This window comes from Rhizohabitans arisaemae, assembly GCF_025996515.1.
In the GTDB taxonomy this organism is placed as follows: Bacteria; Actinomycetota; Actinomycetes; order Streptosporangiales; family Streptosporangiaceae; genus Rhizohabitans; species Rhizohabitans arisaemae.
On the sequence record NZ_BLRH01000021.1, the window covers coordinates 65,894 to 79,930 of the forward strand.

10 protein-coding genes are annotated in these 14,037 nt (G+C 71.4%); 2 read left to right on the top strand and 8 right to left on the bottom strand.

Annotated features, from left to right (window positions below; genetic code table 11):
- Positions 1–101 precede the first annotated feature (101 nt).
- The 6 genes from RUR_RS08710 to RUR_RS08735 form a co-directional block, all read right to left on the bottom strand.
- The gene (locus RUR_RS08710) at positions 102–656 is read right to left on the bottom strand and encodes an EF-hand domain-containing protein (RefSeq protein ID WP_283134429.1); all 555 of its coding nucleotides are present in this window, start codon (positions 654–656) and stop codon (positions 102–104) included.
- 387 nt (positions 657–1,043) lie between these two features.
- On the bottom strand, positions 1,044–1,703 hold the full coding sequence (locus tag RUR_RS08715) for a response regulator (RefSeq protein ID WP_283134430.1): 660 nt from the start codon (positions 1,701–1,703) through the stop codon (positions 1,044–1,046).
- Positions 1,700–2,665 (bottom strand): sensor histidine kinase, encoded by a 966-nt coding sequence (locus tag RUR_RS08720; RefSeq protein WP_283134431.1) that lies wholly within the window; start codon positions 2,663–2,665, stop codon positions 1,700–1,702. Before RUR_RS08720 ends, RUR_RS08715 begins: the two co-directional genes overlap by 4 nt.
- Positions 2,662–4,104 carry a serine hydrolase domain-containing protein gene (locus RUR_RS08725; protein ID WP_283134432.1) on the bottom strand — a complete coding sequence of 481 codons (1,443 nt, stop codon included), beginning with the start codon at positions 4,102–4,104 and terminating at the stop codon, positions 2,662–2,664. Before RUR_RS08725 ends, RUR_RS08720 begins: the two co-directional genes overlap by 4 nt.
- A 135-nt stretch (positions 4,105–4,239) precedes the next feature.
- Positions 4,240–4,890, bottom strand: coding sequence for a response regulator (locus RUR_RS08730; protein WP_283134433.1), 651 nt, complete (start codon positions 4,888–4,890; stop codon positions 4,240–4,242).
- Complete coding sequence (locus tag RUR_RS08735) at positions 4,872–6,053, bottom strand: sensor histidine kinase (protein WP_283134434.1); 1,182 nt, start codon at positions 6,051–6,053, stop codon at positions 4,872–4,874. The genes RUR_RS08730 and RUR_RS08735 overlap by 19 nt, the downstream gene beginning before the upstream one ends.
- Positions 6,054–6,162: 109 nt before the next feature.
- Between RUR_RS08735 and RUR_RS08740 the strand changes: the two genes are divergently transcribed.
- The gene (locus tag RUR_RS08740) at positions 6,163–6,906 is read left to right on the top strand and encodes an ABC transporter ATP-binding protein (protein ID WP_283134435.1); all 744 of its coding nucleotides are present in this window, start codon (positions 6,163–6,165) and stop codon (positions 6,904–6,906) included.
- Entirely contained in the window at positions 6,900–9,326 is a 2,427-nt protein-coding gene (locus RUR_RS08745; RefSeq protein ID WP_283134436.1) for an ABC transporter permease, read from the top strand. Before RUR_RS08740 ends, RUR_RS08745 begins: the two co-directional genes overlap by 7 nt.
- A gap of 338 nt (positions 9,327–9,664) precedes the next feature.
- Here the strand turns inward: RUR_RS08745 and RUR_RS08750 are convergent, their stop codons facing one another.
- Entirely contained in the window at positions 9,665–11,314 is a 1,650-nt protein-coding gene (locus RUR_RS08750) for a penicillin-binding transpeptidase domain-containing protein (protein ID WP_283134437.1), read from the bottom strand.
- A gap of 411 nt (positions 11,315–11,725) precedes the next feature.
- On the bottom strand, positions 11,726–13,972 hold the full coding sequence (gene secA2, locus RUR_RS08755; RefSeq protein WP_283134729.1) for an accessory Sec system translocase SecA2: 2,247 nt from the start codon (positions 13,970–13,972) through the stop codon (positions 11,726–11,728).
- Between the last annotated feature and the right edge of the window lie 65 nt (positions 13,973–14,037).

Consider the following 14,037-nt stretch of genomic DNA (forward strand, 5'->3'; position numbering starts at 1 on the left):
GGTAGGCTCGCTCTTTGGGTTGTTCGGCGGAACCGGTAGGGCTATAGCCCTTCTCTTCCGTCTTTCGGCATTCGGAGGTCATTCGCGCGATCGGGTGTTGTTCAGGCGTCCAGACTCCCCAGCAGCCAGCTGCCCGCCGAGTCCGGATTGTCGTTGAAATAGTACTCGCGAATGGCTTCCAGAAGATCCTCCGTGGTGATGAATCCATCCCCGTCGACGTCCAGCCGCCGGAAAACCTCCTTGGCGTCCGCCTCGGCCAGATCCATGAGCGCGCCGGTCCACCGCACCTGCTGGTCCTCGGTGATCCGGCCGTCGCCGTCCTCGTCCACCAGGGCCATGATCGCCGTGAGGAACGGCCGGTAGCCGGCGTCGAACGACTCGGACGTCACCAGCAGCCCGGCCGCGAAGGCGGATTTGTACTCCTGCTCGGTGATCCGCCCGTCGGCGTCGGCGTCGGCCACCGACGCCAGGTGCGCCCAGAGGCCCAGGGAGAGCTCGGTCAGGCGCGCCAGCTCCGGGGAGCCGGACCCGTGCCCGAACGCCGCCCCCATCCGGGTGACGGAGAGCTCGAAGTCGTTCCGCGCGATGAATCCGTCGTTGTCGCTGTCGAAGGTCCGGAAACGGCGCGCCAGCTTGCGCTCAAGAAAATGCGTCATTTCCATGAATCCTCCGATTTATCCATTTCTATTGAGGCAGAGACGCTGTGAGCGTAACGCAACTTCGCCCTCCTGCCTAGGCGGATAAACACGGAAAACGTGGCGAAACGCATAGGGAAGAAGTAATTGGTCGGCCGATTCGGGCGGTCATTGCAGCCCATGGAAGTGCTATCGGATCGTTTCCGTCGAGACCGCGGAAATCCGGCCCCGTTTCCCGGGTGGTGTGCTTTCCGGGTCGGATGGGTTCAGGCGCGCAGGTAGGCGAGGACCCGGCGGCGGTCGTCCTCGGCGGGGGCAGGTCGAGTTCGGTGAGGATGGCCGTGATGCGAGACCGCGGCCTCGGTCACGATGGAGCCGTTGAAGCGACCCTTGGGCGATGAGGCCGCCTCAGTCGTACGGATGCATCAGGCCGGCCTCGAAGGCGAGGATCGCCGCCTGGACCCGGTTTCCCACCGCCAGGCGCAGCAGAATCGCGCTGACGTGAGCCTTCACGGTGCCCTCCGAGAGGAACAGCTCACGCGCGATGTCCTGGTTGGTCAGTCCGCGGCCGACGAGCGCGAGGACTTCGCGTTCGCGCGGGGTCAGCGTCTCGATCCGGGCACGCGCCGTGGCGGCGCGGGACAGGTGGCCGCCGGCGAGCCGGGCGATGACCTTCCGGGCGATTCTCGGCGACAGGTAGGCCGCGCCGCCGGCGACCGATCGCAGGCCGAAGATCAGCTCACGCGGGTCCGCGGCCTTCAGCAGAAAACCGCCGACTCCGGCCTCCAGGGCCTTGGCGACGTAGTCGTCCTCGTCGAAGGTGGTCAGCATCACCACCGCGACCTCCGGCATCGCGGCGCGCAGCTCGGCGGCGGCCGACAGGCCGTCGAGGCGCGGCATGCGGATGTCGAGGAGCGCGATGTCGGGCCGGTGGGCGCGCACGAGCTCGACGGCCTCGCGCCCGTCGGCGGCCTCGGCGATCACTTCGATGCCGGGATCGGCGGCGAGGACCGCCTTGATCCCGGCGCGGATCATGGCCTCGTCGTCGGCCAGCACCACGCGGATCACAGTTCCCCCCGTGGAAGCCGGGCCGTCACCGTGAAGTCGCCGCGGTCGGCCCCGGCCTCGAATGTGCCGCCGAGCAGTCGCACCCGTTCCCGTAGCCCGTTCAACCCGTTCCCGTCCGGGGAGATGGGATCACCCGCTCCGAGGGGGTTGCCCACCGTGACGGTCACCGTGTCGCCGCTCTGCTCCACCTCCACCTCCACCTCCGCCCCGGGCGCGTGGCGCGCCGCGTTGGTCAGCGACTCCTGGACCACCCGGTGTACCGCCCGCTCCACCAGCGCCCCCAGGGGGCGGGTGGCGCCCCCATGCCGGAAGGCGATCGCCAGCCCGGCGTTCCGTGCCCGCTCCACCAGGGCCTCGACCGTCTCGTCGGCGGGTTCGACCGGCGCCGCCGAGCCGGGGCGCAGCACGGCTAGGGTACGGCGGAGCCGGTCCGTCGCGGTGACCGCGGAAGCCCGCAGGTCGGCCGCGGCCTCCCGGTTGCGCTCGTTCATGTCGGCCGCGAGTTCCAGGGCCCCGGCGCGCAGCGCGATGAGCGCGAGCTCGTGGCCGAGCGAGTCGTGCATGTCGGAGGCGATGCGGGCGCGTTCCTGGAGTCTGACCCGTTCGGCGAGGAGTTCCTGCTCGCGCTCCATCTGGCGCAGCCGCGCCCGGCCCGACACGACCAGCTCGGCCTGTTGCCGCCGGAACCGGCCCGCGAGCCAGGGCAGCACCGTGAACACGCCGAGGCTCATCACGGCGCCGACGCCGGTGGCGAAGTCGAACACCATGGAGATCACCACGGGAGCGGCGGTGGCCGCGAGGAGCGGCCAGGCCCGTCGCACCGGCAGGTGGCGGCCGTGCAGGTAGCCGGCGACGGCGAGCAGTCCGAAGAGGAACTGCCGCCACAGCGGGATGGCGTCGAGGTGCAACCCGTTGACCAGCGCACCCGTCGCGACCACCACCAGGATCGCACCGTTTCTCACCCGGCCGACCTTACCGACCGCAGCCGGATCAGCCGACTCGCGATCGTTGCGGCGCCCGCCACGGCCGCGATCACCAGGGTGATCGTCAGCGGCGCGGGGAAGTAGGTGAGCTGTGCCCAGGTCACCCTGCGGCCGTTCATCAGGATCGAGATCAGGTCCGGGTAGGCCGCCAGGACGAGCACCGGCACCAGCGCCGGGGCCAGACGCGATGCGATCCGCCAGGCGGGCTTCGCGCCGTGCTTTCCCGACCAGCGGCGTGACCGCAGGACCGCCGCCGTGCCCAGCCCCGCCGCCACCACCGCGATCAAGCCGAGGACCAGCTCGAATCGCTGCCTGCCGCCACCCGGCGAATCGGGTGTCTCCCCGCGGGTCAGAGCGACGAGGCCGCCGAGCACCTCGTAGGTGTCGTCCTGCAGACCGGCACCGTTGGTCATCACCGCGAAGCCGTACCCGGTGCCGGGGGCGATCGCCTGGACGGCGGAGTAGGTGAACAGGTTGCCGCTGTGGGTGAGGAGGGGAGTGCCGCCGAGGTTCTCCTCGCTCCAGCCCATGGCGTAGTCGCGCACGGGGGAGGGGGTGTGCATGGTGCGCAGGCCTTCCCGCGACACGAGGTGCGCGCCGCCTGCCCCGTTCTGACTGATCAGCCATTTGCCCAGGTCCGCCGCCGTGGTGACGACACCGCCGCTGCCGCCGAGGTTGAGGAAGCCGGGCAGTTCGGGCCGCGACCGCCAGACGCCGAACAGCGAGTTGAAGCCGTCGGCGGGTTTGACCTCTCGGTCTCCGATGAAGCTGTCCGTCATACCGAGAGGGCCGAACACGTGCTGCCGCATGTAGTCGTGGAACCGTTGGCCGCTCGCGACCTCGACCAGCCGGGCGGCGAGGTCGAAGTTCACGTTGCAGTACTCGTAGCGGGTGCCGGGCTCGGTGGTGAGGGTGCCGGTGGAGAGCCGCGCCACGTATTCGGTGAGTGAGCCCGCCGTCTGGGTGGCGTCGATGTCGACGGTGGTGTCCGACAGGCCCGAGGTCTGGTTGAGCAGATGCCGCACGGTGATGCGCCGGGCCCGCCCGTCGGCCATCCGGAATCCGGGCAGCTGCTCCGCCACCGGCCGGTCGAGTGCGATCCTGCCGTCTTCGACCAGTGTCATCACCGCCGCGGCGGTGAACGACTTGCTGAGGGACGCGACCCGCATCGGCGTGCGTTCGGTCACCGCCGCCCCGGTGGAATCACGCCCGTGACCCGAAGCGTGGACGACTCTGTCTCCCTGGGTGACGACGACCGAAACCCCGGGTAACCCCGTGGATTCCAGAGCCTTGTCCAGATAGGCGGTGAACTGCGCCGCAGTGGGGGCCGAGTTCGGTACGGCGTGTGCGGGCGTCGCCGAGACGAGGATCGCGGCCTGGCCGATCGCCACGGCCAGGATGAGGAGCAGGCGTTTCATGGGGCGAATCTAGAAACCGGGGCACCTGCCGCGGATCCGACGAGCAGCCACGATCACCCCTGACGAAAGTCGGGGTGCCGAAGACACCGCTGACGGGGCGAAGGAGGAGAGCCCAGGCTGTGTCGATCGGGGGTTTCAGGCGCGCAGGTAGGCGAGGACGGCGAGGACTCTGCGGTGGTCGTCCTCGGCGGGCGGCAGGTCGAGTTTGGTGAGGATGGCGGCGATGTGCTTGGAGACCGCGGCCTCGGTCACCGTGAGCCTGCGGGCGATGGCGGCGTTGGAGCGACCCTCGGCGATGAGGCCGAGCACTTCGCGTTCCCGGGGGGTGAGGCGGGAGATCGGGTCCCGTCGGCGGCTGAGCAGCTGCCGGACCACCTCCGGGTCGATGACCGTGTGCCCGGCGGCGACCCGCTCCAGCGCCTCCACGAAGTCCTTGACGTCGCCGATCCGATCCTTGAGCAGGTAGCCGACACCGGCGCCCGCCCCTTCGTCCAGCAGTTCGGCGGCGTAGGTCTGCTCGACGTACTGGCTGAGCACGAGGACGGGGAAGCCTGGGCGGCGGGCGCGCAGGGTGAGGGCGGCACGGAGACCCTCGTCGGTGAAGCCGGGGGGCATCCGGACGTCCGCCACCACGATGTCGGGCTCGTGTTCGGCGACCGCGGCCAGCAGCGCGTCGGCGTCCCCGACGGCGGCGGCGACCTCGTGCCCGAAACGCTCGAGGAGTCCGACGAGGCCTTCGCGGAGCAGGACCACGTCCTCGGCGAGGACTACGCGGAGACCGGACACGGGATCTCCACCTGAAGCGAGGTCGGGCCGCCCTGGGGACTGGACAGTTTCATGACGCCGTCGACCACGGAGACCCGGTCGGCGAGACCGGCCAGGCCGGTGCCGGGGACGGCACCGCCTCTGCCGTCGTCGTCGATCTCCAGGTGGAGAGCGCCGTCCCGATGCCGGGCGCGGACCGAGCTCCGGCAGGCTCCGCTGTGCCGGGCGACGTTGGTCAGCGCCTCGCAGACCACGTAGTAGGCGACCACCTCGACGGTGACCGGCAGACGCGCGGCCAGATCGATGTCCACCCGGACCGGGACCGGGGACCGCCCGGCCACATCCTGCACCGCTGCGGCCAGGCCCCGGTTGGTCAGCACCTGCGGATGCACGCCGCGGATCAGCTCTCGGAGCTCGGCCAGCGCCTGTTTGGCCTCCTCGTGCGCCTCGGCGATCTGCGCCTCGGCGGGGGAGCCGGGCGCCAGGTCGAGCCGGGCCAGGCCGAGCTTCATGGTCAGGGAGACGAGCCGCTGCTGGGCGCCGTCGTGCAGATCGCGCTCGATCCTGCGGCGTTCGTTCTCGAACGCGTCGACGAGCCGGGCCCGGGAACGGATGATCTCGGCTTCCCCGGGGGCGAACACGGCGCGTGCGATCATGGCTCGTGCTCCCGCCCAGGCGGTCGTCGGGTAGGCGGCCAGCGGAAGCAGGGCGACCCCGAGCAGGGCCAAGGGCAGGCCGCTCCTCGGATCCACGCCGGGCTGGAACGGCCCGGACATCAGGATCAGCGGCACCCAGGCCGAGGTGAGGACCAGGGCCAGGTCCAGGATCCAGAGCGTGAGCATGGAGATGAGGATGAAGCCGTACTCCCGCCAGGTCACCGGATCCCGCAGGCGCGTGGTGAGCGGAGGCCGCGGCCCGGGGCTCGGAACGGGGACCCGGTCGACCAGCCGCAGCCGGGTCCGTTCGAACCTGGCCACCAGCGGGCCTAGGAGCATCGCGGCGACGATCCCGGCCGTCAGGCCGACGACCACGCCGTACCGGTAGGCCGCGGCGAACACACCCAGCGGTATCGCGCCGAGCGGTGCGCCGACGAGCAGGTAGGCCAGAGACCGCCACGGCCACGACGACCGCAGGAAGGCCCACGGCCGTTGCATGAGCGCTTCCAGCGCGGTCCGAGGAGGCACGTCTCGACGTTATCCGACCGGCCCGGTCAGGTCGGTGGAGACAGCTATACCTTCGGTCCTCCACGTGGCGCCAATGTGTTCCGGCGAGTCCGGGACTTGGCTGGAGGGCATGGAATCGAAACAGAGCGTGGAGCTGTGGTCGGTGCGCCGGACGTACCGCGCCGCGGCCCGGGAGATGCGCGCGCTGGACGGGGTGACGACCGGGTTCGAGGCCGGCACGTTCACCGCCGTCATGGGGCCTTCGGGGTCCGGCAAGTCCACCCTGCTGCACTGCGCGGCGGGGCTCGACCGGCCGACCGAAGGGAAGGTGGTGATCGACGGCACGGATCTGGGCACGCTGGACGAGACGGGCCTGACCCTGCTCCGCAGGGAGCGGGTGGGGTTCGTCTTCCAGGCGTTCAACCTGGTCTCGGCGCTCACCGCGGAGCAGAACGTCTTCCTCCCGCTCCGCCTCGCGGGCAAGCCGGTGGCACCTGAGGAGATCCGTACGGCGCTGGCCGAGGTGGGGCTGGCGGACCGGGGTGGACACCGGCCGAGCCGGCTCTCCGGCGGGGAGCAGCAGCGGGTCGCGATCGCCCGGGCGCTGATCACCCGTCCGGCGGTGCTCTTCGCCGACGAGCCGACCGGGGCACTGGACACCAAGACCTCCCGCCATGTCCTCCGGTTGCTGCGCGACCTGGTCGACCGGCGCAGGCAGACAGTGATCATGGTCACCCACGACCCGGTGGCCGCCTCCTACGCCGACCGGGTGCTGTTCCTGGCGGACGGCCGGATCGTGGACGAGCTGGTGGGACGGGCCGGGGCGGAGGAGGTCTCCGCTCGGATGACGAGCCTGGAGGCACGGGCATGCTGAGGGGAGGCGTCGGGCTCTCCTTGGGCCTGGCCACCGTACGGGAACGCTGGACGGCCTTCGCCGGCTCGTTCGCGGCGCTCTTTCTCGGGGCGATCCTGGTGTCGGCGACCTCGACGGCGCTGCTCTCGGCGGGACCCCGGCTGCCGGACCGGCTCGCGGGCGCGCAGGTCCTGGTGACGGTGCCCGCCGTCGAGCGGCCCGAGGGGAACTTCAGCCCGGACCGGCCCTGGTCGCCCGAGCAGGTCGTGGCCCTCCAGGACCGCCTGGCCGCCATCCCCGGTGTGGAGCGGGCCGTCCCCGACCGGTCCCTCTACGCCCAGCCGGTCGTCGACGGCGTACCGGTGGAAGATCACCGGGGGCACGCGTGGTCGTCCGCCGCGCTGGCGCCGTACCGGCTGGTGTCCGGGACCGAACCCCGGCAGGCCGGACAGGTCGCGCTGGACCGGAGCCTGGGGCGGAAGCCCGGGACGCGGGTCACCGTGCTGACCGCCCGCGGCCCCGCCGAGTACACCGTGTCGGGCACGGTCGACGGGCCCGGGGTCTACCTGAGCGACGGGGAGGCCGCCCGGCTCGCCGGCGGAGTGCGCCTCATCGGGCTCCTCCTCGCGCCGGGAACCGACGTCGCCGCGGTCGACTCCGCCGCGCGAACCGCGATCGGTCACGACGGGCGGGTTTTCTCCGGCCGGGCGCGGGTCGCGGCGGAGCCCCTGGAGGACGCGCGGATCCGCTGGGTCGGCATGCAGGCCCTGACCGCCATGTCCATCCTCGCCGCCTCCTCCGCGGTCTTCGTGACGGCCTCGGCGTTCGCGTTCGGGGTGGCCTGGCGGCGGCAGGAGTTCGGGCTGCTGCGGGCCGTCGGTGCCACCCCACGCCAGGTGCGCGCGAGTGTGTACGGCGAAGCGCTGGCGGTCGGGGTGGTGGCCTCCGCGGCGGGGACGGCGCTCGGCGCGGTGCTCGCACCGGTTCTCGGCGACCTGCTGGTGGCGCTGGGGTTCCAGCCGTCCGGCTTCACCGTCCGGGTCCGGGCGTGGTCGCTCGCCGGGTGCTTCCTTGTCGGGATCGCGGTCGCCCTGCTCGGCGCCTGGTCGGCCTCCCGGCGGGCCGGGCGGGTCAGCCCGCTGGAGGCGCTGCGCGAGGCCGCCGCCGACGAACGGCCGATCCCGCTCTCCCGAAAGATCGCCGGAGGGCTGCTCTGCGTCCTCGGTCTGGCCGGTGCCGCGGTCACCGCCACCGCGGGCGGCAACGAGCTGGTCAGCTTCGGCCTGTTCACCGCGGCGGCGCTCATCTGCGGGCTGGCGCTGCTCGCCCCGCTGATCGCGCCGCCGGTCGTCCGGCTGGCCACCTGGCCGCTCGGGCGGCTGCGCGGTGCGACCGGGATGATCGTGCGGGAGAGCGCGCTCGCCTCGGTCCGGCGGACCGCCTCGACCGCGGCCCCGGTCCTGATCACCGTGGGCTTCGCCGTGCTGGTCACCGGGATGACCGCGACCACGGCGGCCTCGTTCGACGCCGCGCGGGCAAGCGTGATCCGGGCCGAGTCCGTGGTCCTCCCGGACGGGGTTGCCGGCCTGTCCGACGCGGCGGCCGGTGTCGGCGGGGCCTGGTCCACGCTGCCCACGGCGCTGTACCGGGTGAACGGCGAAGCCGTCCCAGCCCTGGGGGCTGAACGGGACCACCTGCTCGCCGCCGGATTGAAGCCGTCCCAAGGGTCGTTGGAGGACTTCGGCGGGAACAACATCGTGGTCAAGCCCTGGGTCGCCCAGCAGGGCTGGGGGCTTGGCCAGGTGGTTCCGGTGGGGTTCGAAGACGGGTGCACCGTGTCGCTGAAGGTCGCCGCCGTGGTCGACGACCTGCCGAACTCCGTGCTGGTCCCGCGTGACCTGGTCCGGGCGCACGACCCGTCGGCACTGGCCGAGGAGGCATTCATCCTCGGTAAGGCCCCGGACGCCGTACCGGGCGGACTCGGCACCAGGATCGTCGCCGCCGAGGACTACGCGCGGGTGATGTCCGACGAGGACGACCGGCTGACGTGGATCTTCACGGTGCTGCTCGTGGCGGTGTCGGCCGGGTACACCGGGGTCGCGATCGCCACCACCCTGATGACCGCGGCGGCCGGCCGGGCCCGTGACCTGGTGGTGCTGCGCCTGTCCGGGGCGACCGCCGGGCAGGCGCTCCGGACGGTCGCCGTGGAGTCGGTGCTCGTCGTGGTGCTGGGGACCCTCCTCGGCCTGGCGGTGGCGATCCCCACGCTGCTTGGGATGCGCGCAGGTCTGGCCGAGCAGCTGAGCGCCCCGGTTCCGCTGGTCCTGCCGGTTCCCCTCATCCTGGTGGTGATCGGGTTCTGCCTGCTGCTCGCCGCGGGCGCCGCGGTGTTCACCGCCCGGCGGGCCGTACGATCCCAGACGGATCGGTCCGGGGATTGAGCGGCCTGCAGGACGAACCGGTGATCGCTACCCGTCCACCGTTCGCGAACGAACGCGGCTCCTTTGCCGGCCCCACACCGCCCCCGCAGATCCTGGAGGGTTGGGTCGCTTCTCCACTCTTACACCGACGAGTGCGGTGACAAGGACCAGGTCGGCGAACTCGACGGCGCGTGAGAGGACGCGGTGATCTTGCCACCCCCACGCGCCGGGGATCCGGCCTCCTGGCTCGCGATCATCCGATTCCCGCTTGGAGCCGGGCGACTTCGGTTGCAGGACGCCTGTGGCCGTGGAGCCCTGCGGCTGTTTGAGCGTGTCCGGCGGCGGACGGGTCCGTCCGGCTACTGAGAAGTTCCGAGTGCCTTGAGGAAGCGGGCGGCGATGGGGGCGGCGATCTTGCCTCCGCCGCCTCCGCCCTCGACGATCACCGCGAAGGCCAGGTCGCCCCGGTAGCCGTGGAACCAGGCGTGGGATTCCAGCTTCTCCCCGGTGCCGTACTCGGCGGTTCCGGTCTTGCCCAGGGTGCCCTGCGGGAGCCCCGCCGCCTTGGCGGTCCCCGAGGCCACCACGGCCCGCATCATGGCGCGCAGGCCCGTCGCGACCTCGTCCGGGAGCTCACGCGGCTTGGTCTTCTGCGGGAGGTCGGGGACGAGCGTCGGCGGACGCCAGCTTCCGTCGGCGACGGCCGCCGCCACGCTCGCCATGACGAGCGGGCTGGCGGTGAGCCTGGCCTGCCCGAAGGAGGAGGCGGCGAGCTCGGCGGGACTGGTGGGCTTGGGGAAGCTCGCGGCGGTGGCCGGGATTCCGATCTCGAGCTTGCCGTTGAACCCGAGGAGTTCGGCGGCCTCACGGAGGGCGTCACCCTTCAGATGCTCCTCGGCGAGCGGGGCGAAGGTGGTGTTGCAGGACTGGGCGAAGGAGTTGAGGAAGGAGAGCGAACCGAACTCCGCGTGCTCCGAGTTACGGATCTTCAATCCGCCGACGGTGACGTATTTGGGGCAGGTGACCTGCTGTCCCGGCTCGATCCCGGCCTGCAGGAGGGCGGCCGCGGTCACCGTCTTGAAGGTGGAGCCGGGTGCGTAGCGCCCGTCGAGCGCCCGGTTGAAGCCGGGCCGGTTGTTGACCACCGCGAGGATTTCCCCGGTGGAGGGGCGCAGCGCGACCAGGGAGGCCGGTTCTTTCACGGTCTTTACCACGTTGGCCGCCGCCTGCTGGACCCGCAGGTCGATGCTGGTGCGGACGGACTCGCCCTCGGCCCCTTCGATCGTGCTCAGGGTCTTGACGGCTTTCTTGCCGGAACCCATCAGTTCGATCTTGGTGGTGGGGGTTCCGGCGAGGTGCTTCTCGAACCTCTCCTGCAGGCCGCCCCGGCCGATCGTCTGCCCGGCCCGGTAGGCGGGGCCGAGCTTGGCCACGTCTTTGGCGTTCGCCTTGTCGAGGTACCCGGTGAGCTGGTCAACCGACCCGCCCGCGCCGGTGCCGTCGATCCGCTCGCCTCCGGCGGCCTCCAGCGCCCCCCGGGCCGGCCAGGTGGTGGCGAGCCGGACCGAGCGTCCGGCGGTGAGGTCGGGGTGGACGGCTTGGGGCGTCCAGTCGACCCGCCAGCGCCGGTCGGCGACCGTGAGGGGGATGCTGCCCTGGTAGGTCCACTCCCCGATGTCTTTGAGCGTGAGCACGGCGGTGTAGGAGGCGGTGGCCTTGTCGTCACCCTGTTCCCGGATCCCGGTGAGCCGGACCGTGGTCTTCTCCACGTTCAGCGCCTTGTCCAGCCCGGTGTAGACACCGTCGAACTCGGCGGCGCTCGCCGGCGGGCCACTCGGCTCGGGGGAGTGGCGGGCGGTCTCGGCCCGCATGGCGGCCAGGTCGCCGCGGTTCCACGCGGCGGTGAACCGCTCCGCGCTCTCCTGCGGCGAGCCCTCGGTCCTTAGCAGGTAGAAGGCCCCCCCGGTGGCGGCACCCGCTGTGAGGACGACGGCGGTCGAAACGATCACGATGGTACGGCGGCGCGGCACTCTTTACCCCCTGGTAGACGGTCGCCTTGCCGACCTTACTCGCCGGTGAAGGGGGATATTAACGAAATGCCCCGTGAGCGGTGCTCGCTCACGGGGCGGTAAGTCAAGGCCGATGTGGCAGGTCGCCTCCTCGGCGAGAGGCACAACACGGCTCCAGCCGAACGGTATTCCGTGAAGGCGGTAATTGCGGCCCGGGGGACACTGGCCACATCGGCCTTGAAACTCTAACCGACTCTCCGCACTACTTATTCCATGCGGGGCGGGCGATTCTCCGTCTCGGCCCCGAAAAATTTCTGATCTACGATGTAAAGGCGACGGCTTGGTGCGATCAGGTGCGGCCCGCACGACACCTCGGCCGGGAAAACGGCTCCCGGCCGAGGTCGCGATCGCTCAGGCCCGCTCGCGTCCGCCGCCCCGGATCGTTCGGCCGAGCCGGGCCAGGATGCGCTCCGCCTCGGTGCCGAACGGGTTCTCCTTCACCAGATAGGTCCAGGTCGCGGTGGGCCGGCGTATCCCGCTCGCCTCCAGGTCGACCCCGTTCTCGGTGAACTTGGCCAGGGTGAACGTCTCCGCCGACCGGGTGCGGGTGTCGTTCTCGATCCGCTTGAACGCGGTGACCGCGGCCGCGTTGAACTCGTCCAGCGGATTCTGCCGGCCGAGCACCCGCAGGTGGATTCCCTCGCGAAGGTCGCCGAGATAGGCGAGATGGCCGCTCCAGCACTCGTCCAGATGGTGCAGCATGATCAGCCGGGCCGCTCGGTTCGCCACCTTTTCGCCGACCTCCGTCCGTACCCGCTTGAAGTCCTCGGGGGACTCTCCCGCGATGATCTCCGGGGCGAGGTCTTCGCGCAGCAGCCGGTCGCGATGGGTGAGCACCAGGGAGCGCTGGTACTCGATCAGCTTGTTGTAGCCCCAGGTGCCGCGGTGGATCTCCAGGTTGAGGCCCTCCGCCACCCGCTGGGCGTGGCCGACCGTCCACGTGGAGATCGAGGTGGACTCCGGCACGTGCGCGGTGATCAGGTGGTCCTCCAGGCTGACGAAGAACACCGACGCGCCGGGATCGCCCTGACGCCCCGCCCGTCCCCGGAGCTGGTCGTCCAGCCGGCTCGCCGGGTACCGCCCCGTACCGATCACATAGAGCCCACCGGCCTCGGCGGCGCCCTTGCCCAGCCGGATATCCGTGCCGCGTCCCGCCATCTGCGTCGAGACCGTGATCGCGCCGCACTCCCCGGCCCGGGCGATCACCGCCGCCTCCTCGGCGTCGTTGGCCGCGTTGAGCACCTTGCAGGCGAGGCCCTCCAGCCGCAGCTTCATGGCGAGCCGCTCCGACTCGGCGACGTCGAGCGTGCCGATCAGGATCGGACGGCCCTTCCGATGGGATTCGACGATCTGCGCGACGATCGCGTCCTGCTTCTCCTGCGCCGTGGCGAACAGCCGATCCGGCTCGTCCACCCGGACGCATTCCCGGTTCGGCGGGATCACCGCGACGTCGAGCCGGTAGAACTCGCGCAGCTGACCGGCGACGGCGAGCGCGGTGCCGGTCATCCCGCAGACCGTCGGGTACCGTCCCACCAGGGACTGGATCGTGAGGGAGTCCAGCACCTCGCCGCTCTCGCTGGCGGGCAGGCTCTCCTTGGCCTCCACCGCCGCCTGCAGACCGTCCGGCCAGCGCTGGAGCTTGGCGACCCTGCCCCGGGAACCGTCGATCAGGCCGACCTTGCCGTCCCGGACCAGGTAGTCGACGTCGCGGCGGAGCAGCGCGTGGGCGTGCAGCGCGGTGTTGACCGCGGCGAGCGCCTCGACGTGGCCCTCCCCGTACAGGTTGGTCAGGCCGAGCACCCGCTCCATCGTCGCGGTGCCGCGTTCGGTCAGATGGGCGCTGCGCCGTTCGTCGTCCACCTCGAAGTGGACCCCGGGCAGGAACGTCCGCATCGTCTGGGCGATCACCGGGGCGGCGTGCTCCCCCTGGGCGGCGCCGGCCAGCACCAGGGGCACCCGCGCCTCGTCGACCAGGACCGAGTCCGCCTCGTCGATCAACGCCACCTGCGGCTCCGGCACGATCACCTCGGCCGGGTCGGTCACCAGGCGGTCCCGCAGGACGTCGAATCCGATCTCGCTGACCGGGGCGTACATCACCTTCGCGGCGTAGGCGGCGCGGCGGTCCTCCGACGTGGAGGACTGCCCGATCGAGGCGACCGAGACGCCGAACCGCTCGTAGACGGGCGCCATCCAGGTGGCGTCCCGGCGGGCCAGGTAGTCGTTGACCGACATCACGTGCACCCGCCGCCCCTGCAGGGCGAACCCGGCGGCCGCGATCGCGCCGGCCAGGGTCTTGCCCTCGCCCGTGCCGCTCTCGGAGACATGCCCCGACAGCAGGGCGAGAACCGCCAGGAGCTGGACGTCGTACGGGCGTTCGCCGAGGGCCCGTACGGCCGCCTCCCGGGCCAGGGCGCAGAACTCGATCAGTTCGGCGTCGCGGAACGGGGTGGGCAGCGCCGTCACCGCCGCGCGCAACGCCTCGTCGTCAAGGGCGGCCACCGCCGCCTCGCGTTCACCTGCGGCGCGAACGATCCGCCGGAAGGGCGCCAGGTCGACCGTGCCGGGGCGCTGGAGGAGCCGCCGGACACGCTCGCGCAGCCGATTCACGCGCCACCCAGGAGAAATGAGATCACATCCCGGTCAACGGCCCACACCGCCGCGAT